The sequence below is a fragment of the Jiangella mangrovi genome, assembly GCF_014204975.1.
In the GTDB taxonomy this organism is placed as follows: Bacteria; Actinomycetota; Actinomycetes; order Jiangellales; family Jiangellaceae; genus Jiangella; species Jiangella mangrovi.
In genome coordinates this window covers 777,361-801,275 of sequence record NZ_JACHMM010000001.1, presented here as the reverse complement: position 1 = coordinate 801,275, position 23,915 = coordinate 777,361, and the positions used below count along the sequence as shown (strand labels likewise).

The window sequence follows — 23,915 nt, the reverse complement described above, 5'->3', positions numbered from 1 at the left end:
AAGGGCTTGTGAATGCGTTCACAAGCGCATAGGCTGGAGACATGAACGGGAGAGCTGGACGCACCGGAACCCCGCACATCCTCATTGTCGGCGGAGGTTACGTCGGCATGTACACCGCGCTCGGGTTGCAGCGCTCGCTCAAGCGGAGCCAGGCCCGCATCACGGTGATCGATCCACGTTCCTACATGACCTACCAGCCGTTCCTGCCCGAAGCGGCAGCCGGCGCGCTGGAGCCGAGGCACGTCGTCGTGCCCCTCCGGCGGGTGCTGAAGCGCTGCAACGTCATCACCGGCGAGGTCACCTCCATCAGCCACGCGAACAAGTCCGTCACCGTCAAACCGGAGATCGGCGACGAGTACGAGCTCGGCTACGACATCATCGTCGTCGCCCTGGGTTCCATCTCGCGGACGCTGCCCATCCCGGGCCTGGCCGAGGTCGGCATCGGCTTCAAGCAGATCGAAGAGGCCATCGCGCTTCGCAACCACGTGCTGGACCGGCTCGACGTCGCGGCGTCCACCACCGACCCCGAGGTGCGCAAGCGCGCGCTCACGTTCGTCTTCGTCGGCGGCGGGTTCGCCGGCGTCGAGGCGCTCGGCGAGCTCGAGGACATGGCCCGCTACGCGCTGCGCTACTACCCGCAGCTGCAGCCGCGCGACATGCGCTGGGTCCTCGTCGAGGCGGCCGGGCGCATCCTGCCCGAGGTCGGCCCCGAGATGGGCGAGTACACCGTCGTCGAGCTGAGCAAGCGCGACATCGAGATCCGCCTCGAGACCCTCCTGAAGTCCTGCGTCGACGGCCACGTCGTGCTGTCCAAGGGCAAGCCGTTCGACTCCGACACCATCGTCTGGACCGCGGGCGTCAAGGCGAACCCCGTCCTGGCCAACAGCGACCTGCCGCTCGACGAGAAGGGCCGGGTGCGCTGCCTGCCGGAGATGCGCATCGACGGCGTCGACGACGCGTGGGCGGCCGGCGACAACGCGGCCATCCCCGATCTCACCGCCGGAGAGCCCGGCGTCTACACGGCGCCGAACGCCCAGCACGCGGTGCGGCAGGCGAAGCTGCTGTCGAAGAACATCATCGCCGACCTCGAGGGCGGGCTGCCGAAGCCGTACAAGCACAAGTACATCGGCTCCGTCGCCAGCCTCGGCCTCTACAAGGGCGTGGCGCACACCTACGGCATCAAGGTCCGCGGCTTCGCGGCCTGGTTCATGCACCGCACCTACCACATGAGCAAGATGCCGACGTTCAACCGCAAGTTCCGCGTCGTGGTCGACTGGACGCTCGCGCTGCTGTTCAAGCGCGAGGTCGTCACGCTCGGCCGCATGCGGATGCCACGCGAGGACTTCCGCCGGGCAGCGCAGCCGATCCCGCTCCGGCCGGCCGAGACGCCGGCCCCGGGATCGGCGGGCGACCGCCCGGAGGAGCACGCCGCCACGGCGGGTGGCCGGCTCCCGCGCGGCTGAGCTACCGCGCGGGAGCACGGCACGGCGCCGGGTCGATCCGGCGCCGCCCGCCGTGGACCTTCGAAGACATGGCAGCCGCCCGGCCGTCTCGCTAGCGTGGCAGACGGGGAACGGGAGGTCGCCATGTCCACTGGGGGAGCGGCCGGACGCATCGCCGGCCTGGTCGAGCGGCTGCTGGGACGGTCATTGCCGCTGGCCATACGCACCTGGGACGGGGCTCAGGCCGGACCCGAGGGCGGTCCGGTCCTGGTCATCCGGTCACGTCGCGCGCTGCGCCGGCTGCTGTGGCAGCCCGACGAGATCGGGCTCGCGCGGGCATGGGTCGCCGGCGAGGTCGACGTCGAGGGTGACCTCGACGAGGCGCTGATCCGCCTGGACGGCACCCTGCGCGACCTCGGCGACCGCGGCCGGTTCACCTCCGCCGACCGCGCCGAGGTGATCCGCCTCGCCGTCGTGCTGGGGGCGCTCGGCCCGCCGCTCAAGCCGCCGCCCGAAGAGGTCGTGCTGGCCGGCGACCGTCACTCGCGCGGCCGCGACCAGGCCGCCATCAGCCACCACTACGACGTCGGCAACGAGTTCTACGAGCTCGTGCTCGGCCCGTCCATGGTCTACTCCTGCGCCTACTGGGCGGGGGCCGACGACGAGACCGCAGCTGACGCCGTCACTCTCGAAGATGCGCAGCGGGCGAAGAACGAGCTGATCTGCCACAAGCTGGGCCTCCAGCCGGGCATGCGCCTGCTCGACGTCGGCTCCGGCTGGGGCTCGCTGGTCCTGCACGCCGCCCAGAACTACGGCGTCGAGGCGGTCGGCGTGACACTGTCGGTGCCGCAGGCCGAGTACGCCAAGCAGCGGGTCGCCGACGCCGGCCTCTCCGACGCGGTCGAGATCCGCGTGCAGGACTGGCGCGACGTCACCGACGGGCCGTACGACGCCGTCGCCAGCGTGGGTATGGCCGAGCACCTCGGCGCCGCCCTGTGGCCCGAGTACGCGGCGCTGCTGTACAGCCTGCTGCGGCCGGGCGGCCGGCTGCTCAACCACCAGATCGTGCGGTCCGGGCGGCCGCGCGCCGGTGGGCTGGCCCGGCCTCGGCGCACCTTCATCGACGCCTACGTCTTCCCCGACGGCGAGCTGATCCCCGTGGGCGACGTCCTGGAGCGGCTCGAGGCGGGCGGGTTCGAGGTCCGCGACGTGCAAGCGCTGCGCGAGCACTACGCCCGCACGCTGCGCGCCTGGGTACGCAACCTCGAGCGCGGCTGGCACCGGGCGATCGAGCTGGCCGGCGAGGGCCGGGCGCGGGTGTGGCGGCTCTACATGGCCGCGTCGGCGGTGTCGTTCGACGCCGCGCGCATCGGGGTGGACCAGGTGCTGGCCGTTCGCCCGTATGGCGACGGCCGGAGTGACCTGCCCCTGGCGCGTCCGGTTGGATGGAGCCTGTGAGCCTCATCGCCGTCACCGTCATCGGGCACGACCGCCCCGGCATCATCGCCGACGCCACCGCCGGACTCGCCGCGCTCGGCCTCAACCTCGAAGACTCCACCATGACCCTGCTGCGCGGGCACTTCGCCATGATGCTGATCTGCTCCGGCGACCGGTCGCCGTCGGAGGTCGAGGGTGCGCTCGCGCCCCTGGCCGCCGACGGACGGCTCCAGGTGTCCGCCCGCGCCGTGCCCGAGGAGGACGGCTCGGGTCATGGTTCGCTGCGGCCCTATGTGCTGACGGTGCACGGGGGCGACCGGCCCGGCATCGTGTCCGCCGTCACCGGCGTGCTGGCCGCGGCCGGCGGGAACATCACCGACCTCACGACCCGGCTGACCGGCGACCTCTATGTCGCCATCGCCGAGGTCGACCTGCCCGCGGACGCCGATGCCGACGATGTCGCCGTCCGGCTGCGCGCGGCGGGCGAGGAGCTGGGCGTGGGGGTCACCCTGCGGCCGCAGGAGACCGACGTCCTGTGAGCATCGCCGACTGGACCGAGGCCGACCTCGGGGTGCCAGGCCACGTCCTGACCGTCGTCCGCGCCCCCTCTGCCGTCTTGTCCACGCCGTCGCCGCTGGTGGACCCCGCTTCGCCTGAGGTGGTGCAGTTGGCCGCCGACCTGGTCGCCACCATGCGGGTCTCGCCCGGCTGCGTCGGGCTGGCGGCCTGCCAGGTCGGCGTCGCGGCGCACCTCTTCGCCGTCGACGTGAGCTCCCACCCCAAGACCCGCACGTCGCACGGCACGTTCGTGCTCTGCAACGCCGAGGTCGTCGAGGCGACGCGCAAGGAGAAGGGCCGCGAGGGCTGCATGTCCGTCCCCGACCTCACCGGCGACGTCAAGCGCGCGACCCGGCTGACGGTGCGCGGCCTGCTCCCCGGCAGCGGTGAGGAACTCGTCGTCGAGACCGACGCGTTCGAGGCGCGGGCGCTGCAGCACGAGATCGACCACTGCGGCGGCTTCCTGTTCCTCGACCGCGTCGCCGGCGCGCACGCGATCTTTCCGCGGCAGACCTACCAGTAGACCCGGCCGCGCGGCCGGGCCGCCGGCTCGGCCCGTCGGCTCGGTCCGCCGGTCCGTGCGCTCGCTTCGTCGCAGGCGGGGACCGCGGGGACGGCTGGTCGGGTCGGTCGCGGGACGGCGGTCGGCACTCGCGGCGGATGCACCTCACCCGCCGGAACGCCGGATGCGGCGCTGATCCGGGGCCGGATCCGGTCTCGACGCGGGTGAGGTGCTCCTCGCCCGGGGCGAGGAGCACCTCACTCAGGGCCGGGTCAGCGCAGCGGGGGCGCGTACGGCGGCAGCGGGCGGTGGTGGGTGGCCTGTTCGTAGGCGTAGGCGAAGCCGAGCAGCTCCGGCTCGCTGAACGCCGGGCCGAGCAGCTGCAGTGAGAACGGGTCGCCGTCCTCGTCGACGCCGGCCGGGACTAGGACGCCGGGGTAGCCGCTGAAGCTCTGCAGCGCCGAGCCGCCGCTGCTCATGAGGATCGCGTCGAGGTCGTTCGCCTCCAGCATGGCGTCGATCTCCGCGCGCATCGCCGCCGGGGCGTAGGCGGCCGCGGCCAGGTAGTCGGGGTCCAGCATGGTGCCGCGGGTCGCTTCGCGCTGCAGCCGCACCAGGACCGCGTCGGCGATGCCGAAACCGGGCTGCGAGCTGGCCGCCAGCACGTCCGCGTGCGACTGCACAGCCGCGTCCGGCCGGTAGGCCTGCAGGTACTCGCCGAGCTGGGTCTTGAACTCGGTCTCGGAGATCAGCTGGTAGTACTGGCCGTTGAGGTTCTGCATCGGCGGCGTCGCGCGCAGGTCGTCGACCACCTCAGCACCCAGGTCCCCCATGACGTCGATGACCGGCTCCAGGTCGGCGTTGAAGTACGTGCGCAGCACACCGATCCGGGCCCCGTCCAGCGCGTCGGTCGTGAGCCCGTCGGTGTAGCTGTCGGGCACCTGCCCGATGCTCGCGGCGGTGCGCGGGTCGGCCGGGTCGTAGCCGGCGATGACGTCGAGCATCCGCGCCGCGTCGGTGACCGTCCGCGTCATCGGCCCGGCGACGTCGAAGGTGAGCGCGAACGGCACCACTCCGGTCCCCGGCACCAGCCCGAGCGTCGGCTTCACGCCAGCCAGGCCGTTGGTGCTGACGGGGCCGCGGATCGAGCCGAGCGTGTCGGTGCCGAGGCCGAGGACCGCGAAGTTCGCCGCCACTGCCGCGGCCGGCCCGCCGCTGGACCCGCTGGGCGAGCCCAGGTTGTACGGGTTCTTCGTCTGCCCATTGACGGAGCTGTAGCCGCCGGCGCCGCCGTGTGCCCACTCGTCCATGTTGCCCTTGGCGAGGATGATCGCGCCGGCCTCGCGCAGCCGCGCCGTGATGGTCGCGTCGACCGCCGGGACCGATCCCTCCAACGTCCGCGACCCCGCGGTCGTCGGCATGTCGGTGGTGTCGACGTTGTCCTTCAGCACGACGGGGATGCAGTGCAGCGGGCCGACCGGGCCGCGGTTGCGGGCGTACGCCCGGTCCAGCGCGACCGCCTGCTGGAACGCGTCGGGCGCGACGGTGATCAGCGTGTTCAGAGCGGGCCCGCGGTCCTCGTAGGCCGCGATACGGCGCAGGTACTCGCGGACAAGCGCGTGGCAGGAGACATCGCCGTCGGCCAGCGCCTCCTCGACCTCCGCCACCGTCGTCTCGTCGACGGTGAACTTCTCCTTGCTGACCGCCGGCGCCGCGGCGGCGGCTGTGACGGCGGTGACGAGCGTGATCGCGGCGGCGACGGCGGCCGCCCGGGACCTGCGAGACATCCGCTGACCTCCTGAGGTCGATTCGTTCGAGCTCGGCGAGAGGAGGCTAGGGAGCGGATATGTCCGGATCATTGCGCCGGTGATACGTGATCCAATCGGCTGCATCCCCGGATTCCCAAGTGCAGACAGCGGCCTCGCCAGGCGCGATACTGATGGGCGGCCCCCGTAGCCCAACTGGCAGAGGCATCAGCCTTAAAAGCTGAAGAGTGTCGGTTCGAACCCGACCGGGGGCACAGACAATATCCACACGTCTGAGTCCGAGTCGTCTGCTCGAGGCCGTTCGCCGGTGGCCCGGCCAGCGCGGCGGCGGATTCTGTCTGAGGCCGGACGTAGCATGACGAACTAATGACTCGCCGCCCAAGGGGAAGAGGCCGCTGAGGGTGAGGTACGAAGACATCACCTTTCTCCGGGATCATGACGCCGCATGGCGCCTGCTGCGTGCCGGCAACGCACCGCTGGTCCTCAGTTTTCTGCACCGGGTCTTCGTGGATGGCAACGCGCGTTCGGTCTCAGCTACCGTGCTGATCAGCCAGCTCGACGATGAGCTCTACGCACTCAACGACCGGCTAGGGGCAGGGACGTTCCCGAAATCCCCCCGTGAGTACCTGAACGACTGGTCCACTCCTGAACTCGGCTGGTTGCGCAAGTACTATCCGGCTGGATCGGATGAGCCGCACTTCGACGCCACTCCCGCAGTGGAGAAGGCCCTGTCGTGGCTTCGTTCACTCGAGTCTCGCTCGTTCGTCGGTACGGAGTCGCGGCTGAACACTCTGTTCGACCTGTTGCGCCAGATCGTCTACGGCGCCGAGGAAGACCCCGACGTCCGCCTGGCCGAACTGCACCGGCGCCGGCACGAGATAGATCTCGAGATCGCACAGGTCGAACGCGGCGACGTCTCCGTACTCGATCCATCGGCGCAGCGCGACCGGTACCAGCAGTTCGCCGACACGGCGCGCGAGCTACTGTCCGACTTCCGTGAGGTCGAGGCGAACTTCCGCCGGCTCGACCGCGATCTGCGGGAGCGCATCGCGGCGTGGAGTGGCTCGAAGGGCGGTCTGCTCGACGACGTCCTGGGCGATCGCGACGCCATCACCGAGTCCGATCAGGGACGCAGCTTCCAGGCGTTCTATGACTTCCTGCTCTCCCCGCAGCGACAGGCGGAGCTGACCGACCTCCTCGATCGGGTGCAGCAGCTGGCGGCGATCGAGGAGCGGGATCCGAGGATCCGGCGGATCCACTACGACTGGCTCGACGCCGGCGAGCAGACCCAGGGGACCGTACGCGTCCTGTCCGACCAGCTCCGCCGGTTCCTGGACGATCAGGTGTGGCTGGAGAATCGGCGGGTGATGGACCTGCTGCACAGCATCGAGTCGAATGCGCTGCGGGTGCGCGATCACGGCACGCCGTCACTGACGTTCGAGCTCGACGCTACCGCGCCGGCCATCGTGCTACCGCTGGAGCGGCCGTTGTACGCTCCAGCAGCGAGGACACCCATTGACAGCCGCGTTGATGCGGGTGACGCCGAAGCGGATCCAGCCGCGCTCTTCGAGCAGGTGTATGTCGACCGCAGCCTGCTGGCGTCCGGCGTCAGGAGGGCGCTGCAGAACCGCAGCCAGGTCGGGCTGGCGGAGCTCGTTCGCACTGCCCCGCTGGAGCATGGGCTCGCCGAGCTGATCGGCTACCTGTCCCTTTCCGACGATGCCTTCTCCGTCGTGTTCGACGAGGACGCGCGTGAGCAGGTCAGTTGGCACGACGACGGCGGCCGCGAGCGGGTTGCCAAGCTTCCACGAGTCACCTACGTCCGGCCTACCGGCGACGACGGAGGCGAGCAGTCATGACGACAGCGGCCTCTGTGCGGCGGGATGAGCCTGACCTCTCAGTCGTGGTCACGCAGCTCATGAAGGGCGTCGTGTACCGAGACGTTCATGAGTCACAGTGGGGCCAGCTGCTTCAGCTGCAGCCACAGGTCCGCGATTACGTCGGTGTCATCGGGCTGACCGTGGTGGTGGACGAGGCGGAGGGCTACGCGTTCCTGCGGTCGCGTCCCGATCTCGGCGATGACGATGGTCCCGGCATCCCGCGGCTGATCCCGCGCCGGGCGCTGTCGTTCCACGTCAGCCTTGTGCTGGCGCTGCTGCGCAAGAAGCTGATCGAGTTCGACGCCACCGGCGGTGACGCCAAGTTGGTCCTTTCCCGTGATCACATCGTCGAGATCGTGCGGGTGTTCATGCCTGCTGGAAGCAACGAGGCGCGCCTGGTCGACCAGATCGACTCCACCATCGGCAAGGTCGTCGACCTGGGCTTTCTCCGACGTATCAAGGGTGCTGATTTGCATTTCGAGGTGCGCCGCATCCTGAAGGCGTTCGTCGACGGACAGTGGCTGGCCGAGTTCGACCAGCGACTGGCCGAGTATGCGGCGGAGTTGCTCGGCGACGAGCCTGAGGAGGTCTGATGCCGGGCCTGTTCAGCGCCGTCGAGCTGCAGGGTTCGGCTGCTCGCCGGACCGGCTTCCGTCTGACCCGGCTGGAGGTCTACAACTGGGGGACATTCCATCGCCGTGCCTGGAGGCTCGATCTCGACGGCGACAACGCCTTGCTCACCGGCGACATCGGCTCGGGGAAGTCCACCATCGTCGATGCGATCACAACGCTGCTCCTGCCGGCCAATCGCATCTCCTACAACAAAGCGGCCGGCGCAGAGGTACGCGAGCGCAGCCTGCGGTCGTACGTCCTGGGCTACTACAAGGCTGAACGCAGTGAGACGACCGGCACGTCCCGTCCGGTCGGGCTGCGCGGGCCCGGCTCCTTCTCCGTCGTGCTCGGCGTCTTCGGGAACGAGGGGTACGACATCGCGGTATCGCTCGCCCAGGTGTTCTGGACGAAGGAGGGCAACTCCGGTCAGCCGGAGCGGTTCTACGTCGCAGCCGACCGGCAGCTGTCCATCACTGAGGACTTCGCCGACTTCGGCAGCGATCTCATTGCCCTGCGGCGGCGGCTGCGCGGTTCCGGTGCACGAGTCCACGATCACTTCCCGGAGTACGGCAGGGACTTCCGCCGCCGCCTGGGTATCGAGTCCGAGCAGGCCATGGAGCTGTTCCACCAGACCGTGTCCATGAAGTCGGTCGGCGACCTGAACGATTTCGTGCGCAGCCACATGCTCGAGCCGTTCGACGCCAAGACATGGATCGAGAAGCTGGTTGGGCACTTCGACGACCTCACCAAGGCCCACGACGCCGTGGTCAAGGCCCGCTCACAGCGCGACGAACTAGAGCCTCTGCTGGCCGACTGCGCAGCATATGACGAGCTGGTCGCAGAGATCGCCGCGCTGACGGCCGAGCGCGACGCGTTGCCGTTCTTCTGCGCCGACCGCAAGGCAAGCCTGCTTCAGCTGCGCATCGGCGAACTGGACAGAGAGATCGCCACGAAGCAGAGAGAACAGGCGGTGCGAGAAACCGCGTTGGCCGAGCTCGATGCCCGCAAGCGGGCCCTCGAGCTCGAGCGGGCCGGCCGCGGTGGCGACCGACTGGCCGATATCGAACGCCAGATCGGGGAGAACGAGAAGCTCCGCGATGAACGGCAGAAGCGGTGGGACCGGTTCAACGACCTGTTGCGCCAGGCCGAGCTTCCACTGCTGGAACAAGCGGACCAGTTCCAGGATCGCCTGAGTCAGATCGCCGTGCTGTCCGAGTCGGCGGACACCGCCGATGCCGAGGTACAGAACCGCCTGGTCGAGGTCGCGACCGACCAGAAGGAGTTCGGACGGGAAGCCAAAGACCTCAACACCGAGCTGGTGAGCCTGCGAGAGCGCCGCACCAACATCCCCGCCCGCAGCCTTGAGCTGCGCTCATGGATGTGCGGCGAACTCGGCGTCGCCGAGGCTGCGCTGCCGTTCGCCGGTGAGCTGATCCAGGTCCGGCGTGAGTGGTCGCAGTGGGAGGGCGCCGCTGAGCGGCTGCTTCGCGGCTTCGGCCTGTCGTTGCTGGTACCCGACGAGCACTATCGAGCGGCGTCGAGTTGGATCAACGGCCGCCACCTGGGTGCCCGGCTGGTGTACTACCGGGTACCGCGGACGCCCGCGCCGATGCCGGCCGACGACCTGTCCGATCGCGCCCTCTTCCACCGGCTGGAGATCGCCGACTCCGACTTCTACCCCTGGATCGAGCGGCAGTTGGCGCACCGAGCCGGGGTCGAGTGCGTCGATTCGATGGACGAGTTCCACCGCGCACGTCGCGCGATCACCCTGGCAGGGCAGATCAAGGAGGCCGGCCGCCACGAGAAGGACGATCGCAGGCGTCTCGATGACCGCAGCCAGTACGTGCTCGGCTGGAGCAACGAGGAGAAGATCGACACGCTGCTCGACCGTGCGTCCAAGGTTCAGCGTCGCATGGGCGAGCTCGCAGGGGAGCGCCAGCGGCTCGAAGCGGCGCTCGCCCGCGCTAGCGAGCGGCGCGGCGTCCTGGCGAGGCTGGACGAGCTGCGCGACTACACCCAGCTCGACTGGGCCGAAGTCGTGACCAAGATCGCGACGCTGGCTGCCGAGCAACAGCGGATCGAGTCCTCTTCCAGCGCGTTGGAGCGGCTTGCGAACGAGATCGAGGGCATCAAGCGAGCGATCGGCGAGGCGGGGACTGCTCGCGACGCCTTGCTTGCTGCCGTTGCACGGCTGGAGGACCGGCGCGGCCGCGACCGGAAGGCGCTCGAACAAGCCCGGGTAGTGCTCGCCGACTCCGGCTACGTGGCCGCGGTGACCATGTTCGACCGATTGGCTGCGCGAATCGGCGCCGAAGCGCTGACCGATGCCGACGTCATCGATCGGTTGGAGGCCAACACGACGAGCGAGGTCACGTCGACGATCGGCGTGCGCACTGCCAAGCAGAACACGGTCGGCAACCGGGCCGTACAGAAGATGACCGCCTTCCGGCGGAGGTACCCACTAGAGACCGGCGAGTTCGATGACTCGATCGAGTCCGCTGGGGAGTACCGCGAGCTCCATCAGCGGCTCGTCCACGACGACCTGCCGCGCTTCGAGAAGCAGTTCAAGACATATCTCAACACCAACACGATCCGGGACGTCGCGGGCTTCCAGGCACAGCTCAACAAGCAGGTCGATCTCATCAGGGAACGAATCGACATCATCAACCAGTCCCTGGTGAGCATCGACTACAACCCCGGCCGCTACATCCGGCTCGAGCAGCACCCGACGCCGAACACCGACGTCCGTGACTTCCGGGCTGAGCTTCGGGCGTGCACCGAGAGTACAGCCGCCGAGGACGACACCGACCAGTACTCAGAGCAGAAGTTCTTGCAGGTCAAGTCAATCATTGAGCGGTTCCGGGGTCGCGAGGGCCACACCGATCAGGACACCGCGTGGGCGAAGCGGGTCACCGATGTGCGCAACTGGTTCGTGTTCTCCGCGTCGGAGCGCTGGCGCGAGGACGACACCGAGCACGAGACCTACACCGACTCAGGTGGCAAATCGGGAGGACAGAAGGAGAAGCTGGCCTACACCATCCTGGCGGCGTCGCTGGCCTACCAGTTCAAGCTCGAGCTGGACGCGGCGCGATCGAAGTCGTTCCGGTTCGTCGTCATCGACGAGGCGTTCGGTCGAGGCTCGGACGAGTCGACGCGCTACGCGCTCAAGCTGTTCGGTCAACTCGGGTTGCAGTTGTTGATCGTCACGCCGCTGCAGAAGATCCATGTGATCGAGCCGTTCGTGAAGGCCGTCGGATACGTGGACAACACCCAGGAAGGTGACTACTCACGGCTGCAGTGCATGACCATCGAGGAGTATCGCGAGCGGCGAGCCGCGCATCTTCTGGCCCAGGAAGCCGCACGGACATGACGTCGTGGACCACGCCGGACGATGTCGAACGCAAGCTCCGGCGCCGATGGGAGTCCGGCGGCCCGCTGCGTGCGTTCGCCGAGGACGTGTCGTGGGAACCGGTCGGCGTACTGCTGCGTGGCCCGACGGCCGGTGAAGTGGCCGCCGGCCTGGACCAAGTGCAGGCGTGGGTCCGAGTCTGGCAACGCGTCGGCGGGCGGCTGGGCCGGCTGGAGTACCGGCGTGTCGGCGGGCGGCTGGTCGGGACGAACGAGCTGCCCGCCCGGCTGTGGGTTGACAGCTACGACGGGCTGTGGTCGGCGGTCGGTGCAGAGAAGCAGGTGCGGCGATTCACTGAGCTGGTGGCGGCTGCGCGGACATCCACTCCACGGCTCGTGGAGTGGATGCTCGGGCATCCACTGCGCGTCCTGGAACTCGAGTCCGAGTGGCCGGCGATCACCAGGACCATCCAGTGGATCGACGTCGGCTCCGATCACGGGCGCTACCTCCGCCAGATCGATGTTCCCGGAGTGGACACCAAGTTCATCGAACGCCACCGCATCGTGCTCGCCACGCTGCTCGATCACCAGCTCGACGTGAACCGGATCGATCTGAGCAAGCCGCGCGCCGATTTCGCTGGACGGTACGGCTTCCTGCGGCGACCGAGGTACGCACGGCTGCGATCGCTGACACCTGGCCGGGCGCTCGTCGACGGCTATGGCGAGCTGATGTTCCGGACGGACGAGCTTGCGCGCCGGCCTCTGCCCGGCGCAACCGTCTACGTCATCGAGAACGAAACGACCTATCTCGCGTTCCCGGCTGTCGACGACGCTCTCGCGTTGTTCGGTGGCGGCTATGCGGTATCCGTACTCGAGTCGCTGAGCTGGTTGAGTGAGCGTGACGTCGTCTACTGGGGCGACATCGACACGCATGGATTCGCCATTCTGGATCGGCTCCGACGCCACTTTCCGCAGGTACGTTCGATGCTGATGGACCGCGCGACGCTTCTTGCACATGAAGGGCAATGGGTCACCGAAGAAGCTCAGCATGTCGCACACCTGGAGAACCTTCGGCCTGATGAGACGGACCTGTACAGCGACCTGGTCGAGGACGTCCTAGGACCGTCGATACGGCTTGAACAGGAGCGCATCTGGTACCCGCTGATCGAGCGCGCTATCGCTGCCGCAGCCACTGGCGTCAACCGCTGACACATCGTCGATAGCTGGGCTCGGCAGCCCGAAAGCAGTGGTGCCCTGGCTAGTCGTCGGCGGCAAAGGTAGATCTTGACGCGGTCGGTGGTCCAGGTGGGGACACCAGTGCCGAAGAAGTCCTGGTCCTCGGTCCAGATTGGGCACTGCAGGACGATCGCGGTGGCAAGGATCGGCCAGTCGTCGGGGTCGCGTTGCTCGATTCGGGCGAGTGCCGTCCGGCGTAGCGGCGAGTAGGTCTCCTCGCCGACTGCATGGACGATGCCGCTGAGTCGTTCGAGAATGGCGAGCGCGGGCCCGGCGGCGACTCCTCGCTTCTCCAGCAGCGCGGGCAGGTAGTTCAGGGCGTCTTCGAAGGCGACTTCAGGCGCGAAGAACGCGGCCGCGCCAGCGTGCTCGGCGATGATCTCCCGCACCCAGCGGCCAAGGACGGCGCGGATGAGGATGTTCGCGTCGAGCACCAGCCGGCGTTCGATCTCCACTAGCGCGCCGTCTTGCGCCGGGCCGCCTTGAAGTCCTCGACGATCTCGTCAGCGTCGACGTGCTCGGCTTCCAGCAGTTCGTCCAGTCGCGCGGCCGCGGTCCGTAGGGCGGCCACTTCCGCGGACAGGTCGCTCTTGGCCGGGATGAAGAATCCGACCGTCTGGCCGTGCCGTGTGACCACGACCGGAGTGTCGGAAGCGATGTAGTCGGCCAGCCCCGCGCGGAACTCGCGGATGCCCACCTTGGTCGTCGCCATCGGAGCCTCCAGGTTGTGTATCGGTGTGTACACAACCTTACGCTTTGCGGTCGTCCTCTGCTACGTGCTGTCCGCCGCTGACGTTCGTGCGTATATCTGCAGGCTACTCAGCGTCGGCTGGCGTGTGGATGTTGTTCGAACCGGACGGGGGCACCGACGGCTGCGGTGAGTCTCTTCGCGTCGCAACGGTGCGAGATCACTGCGCTGACGGTGTGAGGGAACTGTGGTCGGAGCGACAGCATCGTCACACCCATCACGCAGAGATCTCACATCGATGCCGTTCGTACGCACTCCATCGAGCCTTTGACGATCTGGTCAATGCCGACGTGCCCGCGTGACGGATTGGACGGATGCGTCGAAGGTCACGGGACGAGCATGAGCACGAGCGCGAGCAGTACGTGCGGGACGCCGACGAAGAAGGCCAGGAAGAGCAGGATCAGCGGGATCGCGCTCGCGTCGGACGACCGCGCCGCCGCCCGGCCGGGGCCGGGCGGCGGCTGAGGCGGGTGGGGCGGCCGGGGTGGCCGGGGTGTGGCCGTGGTGGGACCGGCGCCGCCGGTGCGCACTCCCATCGACGACGGCGTCACCTGCGGTTGCGCGAGCAGGGCGTCGCGGGCGACCACCAGGCGCCGGAAGGCGAGGGCGTCGCCGCCGGTGTCGGGGTGGCCGCCCCGCAGTGCCTCGCGATGGAACGCGCGGTTCACCTGCTGCGGGCTCGCCCCGACCCGCACGCCGAGCACGTCGTGCGGGTCGGCCCCGCCGAGGCCCGCGATGTCAGCCTTCACGATCCTTCACCTCCACCCATACGACCCCGTGCGGCGGCGGATTGTGACATCAGAGGATTCTGATATGCGCCATTTATGATCGTGATCATGCGGAGCCGTCGTCCTCGCCTCGTTCTCGCGGGAGGCATCGCAGCGGCCGCCGTCATCGCCGGCGCGCCGCTGCCGGACCACCGCGACGAGCCGGTGCCGACCACGGGCGGGCCCGAACGTCCGCTCGCCGCCCCACCGGACCCGCTCGACGACCTTCCGGTGACCCCGGCCCCGGACGACGCGGCAACCGACGACACCACCGACGGCGACGCAGCAGACGGCGACACCCCGACCATCCAGCTCGCGTTCGCCGGCGACGTCCACTTCGAGGGCGCGTACACCGGCGTTCCGGCGCTGCCCGGCTCCACCCTCGGCCCGATGTCGGAAATCCTCACCGAGGCCGACCTCGCCATGGTCAACCTCGAGTCGGCGCTGACGCTGCGGGGCGAGCCGGCGGCCAAGGAGCTCGAGGACCCCACCAACCGGTTCTGGTTCCGCACCGGCCCGGCCGCGCTCGACCTGCTGGCCCGCTCCGGCGTCGACGTCGTGTCGATCGCGAACAACCACGGGGCCGACTACGGCCGGACCGGCCTCGCCGACACCGTCCAGGCGGGCGAGACCGGCGCCGTCGCCGTCGTCGGGGTGGGGCGGAACGACCGGCAGGCGTACGCGCCGCACCGCGTGAGGGTCAAGGGCACCGACGTCGCCATCCACGCCGCCGACGCGTCGCCGCTCGAGAGCGCCGACCCGACCTGGGCCGCCGCGCCCGGCACCGGGCTGGGCATCGCGTCGGCGCGCGGCCCGCAGGAGGCGACGCTCGCGGCCGCCGTCGCCCGGTCGGCACAGGTGGACGACGTCGTCATCGTCTACCTGCACTGGGGCGAGGAGTTCAACGCCTGCCCGACGCCGGTCCAGCAGGACCTGGCCCGTACGCTCGCCGAGGCCGGCGCCGACATCGTCCTGGGGAGCCACGCGCACACCCCGCTCGGCGGCGGCCTGCAGGGCTCGACGTACGTCAACTACGGGCTCGGGAACTTCTACTGGTACCACGGCCGCGAGCCCGACACCGGCGTGCTGCGGCTCGCGGTTCGCGACGGCGAGGTCGTCGGCGACGAGTGGCTGCCGGGGCGGATCCCGCCCGCGGGCGGCGGCCCCGGCCTGCTCACGGGTGACGCCCGCACCGAGGCCGTGAACGAGTGGCACGCATTGCGCGGATGCACCGGTCTGGCGCCGGGACCCGGCGCCGATCCGGCGGCGCCCGCCGAACCGCCCGGCACGCCCACGGCCGCCGACGACGCGCTGCCCGACTTCGCGTCGTCCGTCGAGCCGATCGGTCCCTCGGTGGCCCTCGCCATGCAGAGCCACGACCCCGCGACCTGCCCGGTCCCGCTCACCGACCTGCGCCACCTCGTCGTCACCCACGTCGGGTTCGACGGCCGCGCCCGCCGCGGCGAGCTGGTCGTCCACGCCGACGTCGCCGAGGACGTCGTCGGCGTGTTCCAGGCGCTCTACGAGTCGCGGTTCCCGATCGAGCGCATGCTCCTGGTCGACGAGTACGGCGGCGACGACGACCTGTCCATGGCCAACAACAACACGTCCGGCTACAACTGCCGCCGCGTCGCCGGCCAGCAGCACTGGTCCGACCACGCCTTCGGGCGGGCCATCGACATCAACCCGGTCCAGAACCCGTACGTCGTCGGCGGCGAGGTGCGACCCCCGGCCGCCGCCCCGTTCGCCGTCGTCGACCGGAGCGGGAGCACACCGGCCCTCCCCGGTGTCATCACCGACGGCGACATCGTGCGGCAGGCGTTCGAGCGGGCCGGCTGGGAGTGGGGCGGCGACTTCTCCGACCCCGACTACCAGCACTTCAGCGCGCCCGCGGGACCGTAGGGCGCGCGCTTCGCGAACACTGGCCGAACAGCCCGGAACCACCGGGCATCCGGCCCGGAGGTGCCCCTTAGGCTCCCCCCATGAGGCGTGCGGTGCCCACGGTCGTGTGGCTGATCGCCGTGGTGCACCTGGTCGTCGCGCTGGCGCAGACGGCGGTCTTCCCGAACGCGCGCTCGCCCGACGAGCGCCAGCAGGTCGACCTCGTGCTGCAGGTCGCCGAGGGCGATGCGTGGCCGTGGCCGGACCCCGGGACGGCGTTCCTGACCGAGGGCATCGAGGCCGGCTACTTCATCGCCGCGGACAGTCTCTCCGGACCGCAGCACCTGGCCGACCGCGACGACCTGCCGCCGCGCGGCCAGCGGCTCTCGTACGACGAGGCCGGCGGCGACTCGGCCCCCGTCATCACCTCGGCCGGTGAGCCGGTCCACAACCAGCTCATCCAGCACCCGCCGCTCTACTACCTGCTGGGCGGTGCCGTGGTGGCCGCGGTCCCGGGCTGGGCCGACCAGCCCCTCGACGCCGTGTGGATGCTGCTGCGCTGGGGCAACGCGCTGCTCGTCGCCGCGCTGCCGCTGCTGCTGTTCCTCACCGCGCGTCGCCTGGGGCTCGCGGACCCGCTGCCCGTGGTGGCCGCCGCGACGCCGCTGCTCGTCCCCGAGCTCACGCACATCGAGTCGTCGGTCAACAACGACACCCTGCTGATCGTCCTCTTCGCGGCGGCGACCTACCTGGTGGCGCGCGTCCTCACCGGCGACCTGCGCTGGACGACCGGGGCCGCGCTGGGCGCCGTCACCAGTCTGGCGCTGCTGACCAAGGGCTTCGCGCTGCTGATGCCCGCCTGGATCCTGCTCGCCTACGTCGTGGCGGCGGCGCGGGAGCGGCAGCGCACGCCCGACGCGGCCCGCGGGTTGCTGGTGGCGGCCGCGGCCAGCGTGCCGGGGGCGCTTTGGTGGCTGCGGAACAAGCTCGAGTACGGGACCATCCAGCCGCACGGCACGCAGACCGAGCCGCCGGACCTCACGGCCGTCTACGGCTGGTCCGACGGCGGCTGGGACTGGCTGTCGCGGTTCGCCGAGCGCATGGTGACGCTGTTCTTCGTCAACGACCACGACGCCGACCGCGCCATGGACGCCTCGTGGTGGATGGCCCGGGTCGCCCTCGTCGCGGTGGTCGCCGGCATCGGCGTGACGCTGGCCCGGCGCAGCCTCCCGCGGACGGTCGCGCTCGTCCTGCTGTTCCCGATCCCCGCGCTCGCCGCCATCGTCGCGCGCGGCTCGTACGAGCAGTTCGCCGCGTTCGGCGACGTCGCGGCGGCTCAGCAGGGCCGTTATCTGTTCCCGGGCATCGTCGGGCTGATGGTCGTGGCCGTCGCGGGCGCCGCGGCGCTCGCGCCCGCGCACCGGCGCTGGGTGCTCCCGGGCCTGCTCGCGCTCGCCGTGGCGATCCACGCGGCGTTCTGGCACGACGTGTGGACGCTCTACTGGCTGCCCGCCGACACGGGGGTGGGCAACCTCGGTGGAGTCACCCGCGCCGCCCGGGCCATGGTGGAGTGGTACCCGTTCCCGCCGGCGGTGCTGGGTGTCGTGCTGCTGGCCGGGTCGGCCGCGGCGGTCCTGCTCGCGCGGCACGCGGTCGTGGCGGCCACCGAGCCGGTCGAGCCGGTGCGGACCCGGGAGCCCGTCGCGTGAGGCTCCCGATCCGCGCGCTGCTCCCGCTCGCCGTGCTGACCGCCCTGCTGCTGTCGGCGGTGGCGGCGCTGGTCCAGGCGCCGTACGTGACCGGCGACGAGGCCCCGCACATCGACTACGCCTACCAGGTCTGGCAGGGCGATCTCCCGGTCTTCGAGGACGGTCTCGAGCACCGGCCCGACGGCGCCTGGCTCGCGCCCGTCCAGTGGACGGCGCAGCACCCGCCGCTGTACTACCTGCTCATCGCCCCGCTGGTCGGGCCGCTCGCCGAGGCGGGCCATCCGGAGGCTGCGGTGTACGCCGCGCGGGCCGTGAACGTGCTGCTCTCCGGCCTGCTCGTGCTCGTCGCCCACGGCGCGGCCCGGCGGATCTGCCGGCCGGGGAGCGCCGTCCCGGCCGTGGTCGCGTTCGTGGTCGCGCTGATGGCGGCGAAGTCGCTCGTCGGCGGCTCGGGCTACAACGACCTGCTCGCGGCGGTCTTCGTGACGGCGATGTTCGGCGTCGCGGGGACGGCGGTCCGGCGCGGCCTCGACGCCCGCCTGGTGCTGGCGCTCTCGCTGCTCGCCGGCGGGGCGGCGCTGACCCGGCTCTCGGCCGGAGTGGTCGCCGTCGTCGTCGCGGGCGTGGCGGGGCTGGCCGGAATCGTCCGCGCGCGGCAGGGACGGGGACGGTGGGCGCCGGTGGCCGGCCTGGTCCTCGGCGGCCCGGCGATCGTGCTGGCCGCGGCTGGCTGGTTCTACGCCCGCAACCTCGAGCTGACGGGGAACCTGACGGGGTCGCACTTCGACTGGTCCTACGAGAACCAGGGCCGGTCCCCGAAGCCGCTGCTGCAGGTGCTGGTCGAGGCCGTCACCTGGCTGCGCATGCCGAACCTGTTCTGGTGGTCCGGCCAGCAGCCCCCGCGCACCACCTACGTGATGACCGCCATGGTCGTCACCGCGCTGGTGCTGGTCTGGATCCCGGTTGCGCTCGCCGCCGCCCGCGCCGTCCGCCACCACGCCCGTCCCGCCGACCTCGAGGCCACCGACCGGCGCCTGCTGTGGCTGCTGCTCGTCCTGCCGACGGGGGTGCTGGTGGCGACGCAGGTGGTGTTCGCCTCCAACGGCGGCGGCGTGTACCCGCGCTACCTGCTGCCGGTGCTGCTCCCGATCTGCCTGGCCGTCGCCGCGGGCCTGGTCACCCGCCCACGGCTGCTGGTCCCGGTCTGGACGGCGGTCGCGCTCGCGGACCTCGCCGGCTGGGTCGCGAAGGAGCTGACCACCCCGCCGGCCGAGCCCTGGTACTACACCGACGCGCCGGTCCCGTCCGTCGTGGCCGCGGTGCTCGCGGTGGGCGCCGCCGTCGCGACGGCCCGGGTACTGCTCGACTCGACGGCGAACCGGACGGAGGCGCCGACGGCGAGCGCGCCGGCCAGGAGCGCCAGCACGGCGGCGACCACCAGCTGACCGGACGAGAGCGGGCTCCACCCGGCCAGGCGAGCCGCCGCGTCGGCCGGGCTGTCCTGGTGGCCCCAGTACATGCCGTGGAACGCGAACAGCAGCGCCGCCGCCGCGACCATGCCGCCGCCGGCGACGATCCACGGCACCGCCCGGGCCGGTGGCCGGGCGCCGAGCGCCGACACGACGGTCAGGGCCGCGAGTCCGGCGAACAGGTATCGCCCCTGGACCGCGCTGATCCAGCCGGTGTCGACGTAGGACCGCCACGCGTTGAGCACGACGCTCCACCAGAGCGCGACCGGCAGGAGCAGCAGCACGGCGACGTATCCGCGGGAGTCGCGCCGGACCAGCGCCGCCACGCCCAGCACCGCCACCACCGTCGCGCCACCCCAGAACGCCACGCCCGGAATCCGCAGCTCCAGCCAGCCGAAGTCGCCGAAGAAGGAGCGGGTGAACGCGGTGACGACGGTGGTGGCGAAGTGGCCGATGCCCTCGCTCGGCACCGGCTCCCAGCGCTCGGGGATCCCCACGGGCTGGACGGCGCCATAGACGAGCAGGTTGCGCAGCCACCACCAGCCGCCGACGGCGAACGTGACCACGCCCACCACGAGCACCCGGCTCGCCCGCGGCCACCACGTCCTGCGCAGCTCGGCCAGCAGCGGCCGGGCGACCACGCCGGCGAGGACGTAGGCCAGGACCACCATCGGCACCGCGAACGCCGCCATCACCTTGGTGAGCAGGCCGACGCCGAGCGCGGCCCCCAGCCCGATCGCCGTCGGCCACCGCAGGTCGCCCGTCAGGACCCGGGCCACGAGCCAGGTGATCACCGCGCCCGTCAGCGTCACCAGCGCGTCGTTGGTGACCGCCGAGAGGATGTGCCCGGACATCGGGACGAAGAGCACGCCCGCGGCGGCGACCAGCGCGGCCGGGCGGGCCCGGGGCCGGTCGCCCATCAGGGTGCGCACGGTCGCGGCGGCCAGCAGCGGCAGCGGCGCGAGCAGCAGCAGGTCGAACAGCCGCAGCGACAGCAGCAACTGGTCCCAGCGGGCGTCGGCGGTCCCGGTCGCGTGCAGCCAGGCCGCTGCGGCCGCGTAGTAGAGCGGCGGGTGCTGGGTCATCTGGTCGACGGTGTCGACGGAGGTCGCCGTCATCCCCGGCCAGGGCAGCGCGTTCTCCGCCGTCACCCGGAGTCGCTGCTCGTCGGGGAGCGGGTCGACGTCGGTGTACGGGATCAGGCCGATGCGGATCCAGTGCCGGCCGGGGATGTCGGACTGCAGCGCCGCCTCCTGGCGGGCCAGGATCATCGCGGGCCCCATCAGCGCCTCGCCGGGAGCCGGCCAGCCGCCGCCGTAGGCGAGCCGGAGCACGCTGTTGACGTGCTGCGGCTCGTCGGGGGCCCGGAACGCGGGCGTCAGTACGGCCCAGCAGCCGGCCACCGTCACGACCAGCAGCGCGATGGCCGCGAGCGCGGCCCGGTAGCCGGTGGTCTCACGCATGGGCCGGCCGTCTCCTCCTGGCGGCGGCCGCGAGGCCGAGCGCGACGTCGGCCACCGTCATGAGCACCCGCGACGCCAGCACCGCCACCACGACGGAGCCGCCGGAGAGCTGGCCGGCGAGGACCAGGCCCAGCACGGCCTCGCGCACGCCCACCCCGGCCGGGACCACGATGACGAGGAAGCCCACCGTCCAGGCCAGGGCGTACCCGCCGGTCGCCAGCGCGGCCGTCGCGAGCGTCGTCTCGGCCCCGAGCGCGGTGGCGAGCAGCCAGACGTGCAGCCCCGCCAGCAGCCAGGCGAGCAGCGCCCAGGCCGACGCGCGGGCGACGCCGGCGGCGCTGACCGGGTACTCGAGCGGCGGCCGTCCCAGCAGCCGCAGCGCGACGCCGAGGAGCCGGTTCAGCACGGGCGGCAGCAGCAGCACGACCAGCACGGGCAGCGCGATCAGCGCCGCTCCGTAGGTGGCGCGGACGTCGGCGGGGCCGGCGAGCACCGCGACGACGGCGACCAGCAGTCCGGTCACGATCGAGACCAGCAGCGCCACCGCCATGGCCGTCACAGACCGCCGCCGCGGGATCCGCAGGTCCGCCCCGATCTCCGCCGCGGCGACGAGGTTCCAGATCCCGCCGGGCACGTACTTGCCGAGCTGGGAGACGAGGAACATCCGCGCCGCCGGGCCGGGCGGCACCGGCGAGCCGAGGTCGGCCAGGACCGCGCGCCACGAGGCCAACGTGGCGAGGACGTACACCAGGGCGACGGCGAAAGCGGCCAGCACCGTCAGCGGCGGCAGCTCGGACCAGGCCGCGCGGACGTCGTCCCAGCGGCTCGCGATCGCCCAGACCGCCGCCGCGAACGCCAGGACGAGGAACGCCCGGCGCACCCACGGGTGGCGGGTGAGCGCGAGCAGCCGCCTCATCGGGCGGCCGTCGCCGGCGCCGCGCCCAGAGCGCCGACGAGCGGTGCGACGACCTCGCGGGCGGTGAACCGCTGGGCCGTCTCGCGCCCCGCGGCCCGTGCCTGGGCGAGCTCGACGGGGCCGGCGAGCGACTCGATCGCGGCGGCCAGCGCCTCGGGGTCGCCGGGCGGCACGAAGGTGGCGCCGCCGGCGAACGCCCGCCGTTGCGGCGCGGTGTCGCTGGTGACGACGGCGCACCCGGCGGCCGCGCCCTGGTAGACCTTGTTCGGGACGACGGCGAGCGCCTTGCTCGTCGTGCCGAAGATGCCGAGGCAGACGTCGTGCGCGGCCACCAGGCCCGGCAGGTCGGCGGCATCGACCCAGTCGCGCCAGGTCACCTCGACCGTGCCGTCCGGGTCGATGCCGGCCAGCGTCGCCCGCACCGCCGCCGCGTCCTGCCCCGACCCCGCCAGCGTCGCCCGGACCCGGACGTCGCGGCGGGCGAGCAGCCGCAGGGCCTCGGCGATCACCGTCGCGCCCTGCAGCGGGGTGAACAGGCCGAAGAACACCACCGTCAGCGCAGCACCGTCGGGCCGCGACCCGGCAGCGCGATCTCCCGCGTCGAACCAGGCCCGCGTCGCTCCGACCGGGACGACGACGGCGTCGGCCTGCCTCCGGGCGGGCACCTGCGCGGCGTGCTCGGCCGTGTCGGTGACGACGACGTCGGCCGCGGCGATCGCGAGCCGGTCGAGGCCCGACAGCAGCCGCGTCCGCAGCCCGCCGGAGACTCCCCGGTCGCGGGCGGTGCCGGCGGCGAAGATCAGATGGTCCAGCACGATCGTGGCGGAGCGGAACAGCACCCGGGCGAGCAGCACGTCGAAGTGGCCGAGGTACCCGACGAGCACGTGGGTCGGGCGCTCCTCGCGGCCGAGCCGGCGGGCCCGGCCGGTCAGCGTGAGCCAGCGGCGGCCCAGGCGCGCGACGAGAACCGGCAGCAGCCAGGGCTTGCGGAGGATCTCGACCCGCCGCGCGGTGTCGAGGCCGAGCGGCTCGGCGAGCTCGCGGACCTCGATGCCGCGCTCGCGCAGCCCGTCGATCAGGACCTGCACCCGCGGGTGCGCCGTGGCGTCGTAGGTCCCGAACGCCACGACCCTCACGACGCGACGGCTGTCTCGCTGGCGGCGAGGTCCTCGGCCTCGCGCAGGAGGTCGGCCGCCCCGCCGGACGGCAGCGGGTCGCGCCGGGTGTCGCGCCGGCCGGCGCCGTACTGGAGGGTCTTGATCCGCTCGAGGGTCTCCTCGAGCAGGATGCGGTTGGTGCGCTGCAGATCGACGATGACGAGGAGCGCGAAGCACAGCAGCGCCCCCACGAGCATCGCGCTGCCGAAGACCAGCGACTGGATGTGGCCGTCGCCGTCACCCATGAACCAGTAGGCGAGGAACCGCACGAACGGCACCAGGCCGGCGACCAGCATGGGCACGCCGATCCAGCCGAGAATGACGTTCGGCCGGTACATGAGGTACGACCGGGCGATGGCCCGGCCGGACAGGTACATGTGCTGCCAGTGGTTCTTGAACAGCCGCGACTCGCGGGTCTTCTCGTTCGTCACGATCTGCAGCGACGTGATGGCCAGGCGCTTGTTGCCGGCTTGGATGATCGTTTCCATGCAGTAGCTGAACTGGGTGACGACGTTGAGCCGCAGCAGGGCGGCGCGCGAGTAGGCGCGGAACCCGCTCGCGGCGTCGGGTAGATCCGTGCCCGCGGCGTAGTTCACCACCCGCGACCCGAACCGCTGCATCGCCTTCTTGAACGGTGAGAAGTGCGCGATGGTGCTGGTCTGCCGGTCGGCGATCACCACGTCCGCCTGGCCGGCGATGACCGGCCAGACCAGGTCGGGGATGCGCTCCTGCGGGTACTGGTTGTCGCCGTCGGTGTTCACGACGATGTCGGCCCCGTGCTCCAGTGCGTAGTCGACGCCGTCGCGGAAGGACCGGGCGAGCCCCATGGTGCGCGGGTGCCGGAGCACCTCGGCGCCGTAGGAGCGGGCGACCTCGGTGGTGCGGTCGGTCGAGCCGTCGTCGATGACCAGCACGCGGACCTCGTCGATGCCGGGGATCTCGCGCGGGATCGACTCGAGCACCAGCGGGAGAGTCTCCTCCTCGTTGAGGCACGGGACCTGGACGTACAGCTTCATAGCATCCT

17 protein-coding genes, 1 tRNA gene and 1 pseudogene are annotated in these 23,915 nt (G+C 71.2%); 11 read left to right on the top strand and 8 right to left on the bottom strand.

Annotated elements, in window-relative coordinates:
- Positions 1 to 107 precede the first annotated feature (107 nt).
- From HD601_RS03650 to HD601_RS03635, 4 genes are all read left to right on the top strand, one after another.
- Positions 108 to 1,463 carry an NAD(P)/FAD-dependent oxidoreductase gene (locus tag HD601_RS03650; protein ID WP_221440513.1) on the top strand — a complete coding sequence of 452 codons (1,356 nt, stop codon included), beginning with the start codon at positions 108 to 110 and terminating at the stop codon, positions 1,461 to 1,463.
- Between the two features lie 123 nt (positions 1,464 to 1,586).
- On the top strand, positions 1,587 to 2,900 hold the full coding sequence (locus tag HD601_RS03645; RefSeq protein ID WP_184819430.1) for an SAM-dependent methyltransferase: 1,314 nt from the start codon (positions 1,587 to 1,589) through the stop codon (positions 2,898 to 2,900).
- Positions 2,897 to 3,418, top strand: a complete 522-nt coding sequence (locus HD601_RS03640) for an ACT domain-containing protein (RefSeq protein WP_184819428.1) — start codon at positions 2,897 to 2,899, stop codon at positions 3,416 to 3,418. The genes HD601_RS03645 and HD601_RS03640 overlap by 4 nt, the downstream gene beginning before the upstream one ends.
- The gene (locus HD601_RS03635) at positions 3,415 to 3,960 is read left to right on the top strand and encodes a peptide deformylase (RefSeq protein ID WP_184819426.1); all 546 of its coding nucleotides are present in this window, start codon (positions 3,415 to 3,417) and stop codon (positions 3,958 to 3,960) included. Before HD601_RS03640 ends, HD601_RS03635 begins: the two co-directional genes overlap by 4 nt.
- Positions 3,961 to 4,211: 251 nt before the next feature.
- Here HD601_RS03635 and HD601_RS03630 read toward each other — a convergent pair whose 3' ends face one another.
- Positions 4,212 to 5,726: an amidase family protein gene (locus tag HD601_RS03630; RefSeq protein WP_184819424.1), complete on the bottom strand. Its 1,515-nt coding sequence runs from the start codon at positions 5,724 to 5,726 to the stop codon at positions 4,212 to 4,214.
- Between the two features lie 159 nt (positions 5,727 to 5,885).
- On the opposite strand from HD601_RS03630, the gene HD601_RS03625 reads away from it, so the two are divergent.
- The 5 genes from HD601_RS03625 (at position 5,886) to HD601_RS03605 (ending at position 12,754) form a co-directional block, all read left to right on the top strand.
- Positions 5,886 to 5,959 (top strand) — tRNA-Leu (locus HD601_RS03625).
- A 147-nt stretch (positions 5,960 to 6,106) separates the two neighbouring features.
- Positions 6,107 to 7,564: a DUF3375 family protein gene (locus HD601_RS03620; protein WP_184819422.1), complete on the top strand. Its 1,458-nt coding sequence runs from the start codon at positions 6,107 to 6,109 to the stop codon at positions 7,562 to 7,564.
- Positions 7,561 to 8,178 (top strand): DUF4194 domain-containing protein, encoded by a 618-nt coding sequence (locus HD601_RS03615; RefSeq protein WP_343076383.1) that lies wholly within the window; start codon positions 7,561 to 7,563, stop codon positions 8,176 to 8,178. Before HD601_RS03620 ends, HD601_RS03615 begins: the two co-directional genes overlap by 4 nt.
- Positions 8,178 to 11,567: an ATP-binding protein gene (locus HD601_RS03610; protein ID WP_184819420.1), complete on the top strand. Its 3,390-nt coding sequence runs from the start codon at positions 8,178 to 8,180 to the stop codon at positions 11,565 to 11,567. Before HD601_RS03615 ends, HD601_RS03610 begins: the two co-directional genes overlap by 1 nt.
- Positions 11,564 to 12,754 carry a Wadjet anti-phage system protein JetD domain-containing protein gene (locus HD601_RS03605; RefSeq protein WP_184819418.1) on the top strand — a complete coding sequence of 397 codons (1,191 nt, stop codon included), beginning with the start codon at positions 11,564 to 11,566 and terminating at the stop codon, positions 12,752 to 12,754. The genes HD601_RS03610 and HD601_RS03605 overlap by 4 nt, the downstream gene beginning before the upstream one ends.
- Positions 12,755 to 12,876: 122 nt before the next feature.
- On the opposite strand, the pseudogene HD601_RS35375 reads toward HD601_RS03605, so the two are convergent.
- The 3 genes and pseudogenes from HD601_RS35375 to HD601_RS03590 all read right to left on the bottom strand — a co-directional run.
- Positions 12,877 to 13,170 (bottom strand): annotated as a pseudogene (locus HD601_RS35375) (PIN domain-containing protein); the annotation flags it as partial.
- A 65-nt stretch (positions 13,171 to 13,235) separates the two neighbouring features.
- A complete protein-coding gene (locus tag HD601_RS03595; protein ID WP_184819417.1) occupies positions 13,236 to 13,493 on the bottom strand; it encodes a type II toxin-antitoxin system Phd/YefM family antitoxin in 258 nt (85 codons plus the stop codon).
- Between the two features lie 362 nt (positions 13,494 to 13,855).
- Positions 13,856 to 14,278 carry a J domain-containing protein gene (locus HD601_RS03590; protein ID WP_184819415.1) on the bottom strand — a complete coding sequence of 141 codons (423 nt, stop codon included), beginning with the start codon at positions 14,276 to 14,278 and terminating at the stop codon, positions 13,856 to 13,858.
- An 87-nt stretch (positions 14,279 to 14,365) separates the two neighbouring features.
- On the opposite strand from HD601_RS03590, the gene HD601_RS03585 reads away from it, so the two are divergent.
- Positions 14,366 to 16,198 (top strand): CapA family protein, encoded by a 1,833-nt coding sequence (locus HD601_RS03585; protein ID WP_184819412.1) that lies wholly within the window; start codon positions 14,366 to 14,368, stop codon positions 16,196 to 16,198.
- Positions 16,199 to 16,278: 80 nt separating this feature from the next.
- Positions 16,279 to 17,886, top strand: coding sequence for a glycosyltransferase family 39 protein (locus HD601_RS03580; protein WP_184819410.1), 1,608 nt, complete (start codon positions 16,279 to 16,281; stop codon positions 17,884 to 17,886).
- Between the two features lie 1,282 nt (positions 17,887 to 19,168).
- Here the strand turns inward: HD601_RS03580 and HD601_RS03575 are convergent.
- From HD601_RS03575 to HD601_RS03560, 4 genes are read right to left on the bottom strand one after another with little or no spacing between them, the layout of a single operon-like run.
- On the bottom strand, positions 19,169 to 20,818 hold the full coding sequence (locus HD601_RS03575; protein ID WP_184819408.1) for a DUF2142 domain-containing protein: 1,650 nt from the start codon (positions 20,816 to 20,818) through the stop codon (positions 19,169 to 19,171).
- Positions 20,811 to 21,734: a lysylphosphatidylglycerol synthase domain-containing protein gene (locus tag HD601_RS03570; protein ID WP_184819407.1), complete on the bottom strand. Its 924-nt coding sequence runs from the start codon at positions 21,732 to 21,734 to the stop codon at positions 20,811 to 20,813. Before HD601_RS03570 ends, HD601_RS03575 begins: the two co-directional genes overlap by 8 nt.
- Entirely contained in the window at positions 21,731 to 22,870 is a 1,140-nt protein-coding gene (locus HD601_RS35370) for a glycosyltransferase (protein WP_184819405.1), read from the bottom strand. The genes HD601_RS03570 and HD601_RS35370 overlap by 4 nt, the downstream gene beginning before the upstream one ends.
- The gene (locus tag HD601_RS03560; protein WP_184819403.1) at positions 22,867 to 23,907 is read right to left on the bottom strand and encodes a glycosyltransferase family 2 protein; all 1,041 of its coding nucleotides are present in this window, start codon (positions 23,905 to 23,907) and stop codon (positions 22,867 to 22,869) included. The genes HD601_RS35370 and HD601_RS03560 overlap by 4 nt, the downstream gene beginning before the upstream one ends.
- Between the last annotated feature and the right edge of the window lie 8 nt (positions 23,908 to 23,915).

Bases quoted from the DNA above. Each gene is read 5' to 3' on its own strand.
- HD601_RS03650 (WP_221440513.1), top strand. From the start codon at position 108: ATGTACACCGCGCTCGGGTTGCAGCGCTCGCTCAAGCGGAGCCAGGCC.
- HD601_RS03645 (WP_184819430.1), top strand. From the start codon at position 1,587: ATGTCCACTGGGGGAGCGGCCGGACGCATCGCCGGCCTGGTCGAGCGG.
- HD601_RS03630 (WP_184819424.1), bottom strand. From the start codon at position 5,726: ATGTCTCGCAGGTCCCGGGCGGCCGCCGTCGCCGCCGCGATCACGCTC.
- HD601_RS03615 (WP_343076383.1), top strand. From the start codon at position 7,561: ATGACGACAGCGGCCTCTGTGCGGCGGGATGAGCCTGACCTCTCAGTC.
- HD601_RS03610 (WP_184819420.1), top strand. From the start codon at position 8,178: ATGCCGGGCCTGTTCAGCGCCGTCGAGCTGCAGGGTTCGGCTGCTCGC.
- HD601_RS03605 (WP_184819418.1), top strand. From the start codon at position 11,564: ATGACGTCGTGGACCACGCCGGACGATGTCGAACGCAAGCTCCGGCGC.
- HD601_RS03595 (WP_184819417.1), bottom strand. From the start codon at position 13,493: ATGGCGACGACCAAGGTGGGCATCCGCGAGTTCCGCGCGGGGCTGGCC.
- HD601_RS03585 (WP_184819412.1), top strand. From the start codon at position 14,366: ATGCGGAGCCGTCGTCCTCGCCTCGTTCTCGCGGGAGGCATCGCAGCG.
- HD601_RS03580 (WP_184819410.1), top strand. From the start codon at position 16,279: ATGAGGCGTGCGGTGCCCACGGTCGTGTGGCTGATCGCCGTGGTGCAC.
- HD601_RS03575 (WP_184819408.1), bottom strand. From the start codon at position 20,818: ATGCGTGAGACCACCGGCTACCGGGCCGCGCTCGCGGCCATCGCGCTG.
- HD601_RS03570 (WP_184819407.1), bottom strand. From the start codon at position 21,734: ATGAGGCGGCTGCTCGCGCTCACCCGCCACCCGTGGGTGCGCCGGGCG.
- HD601_RS03560 (WP_184819403.1), bottom strand. From the start codon at position 23,907: ATGAAGCTGTACGTCCAGGTCCCGTGCCTCAACGAGGAGGAGACTCTC.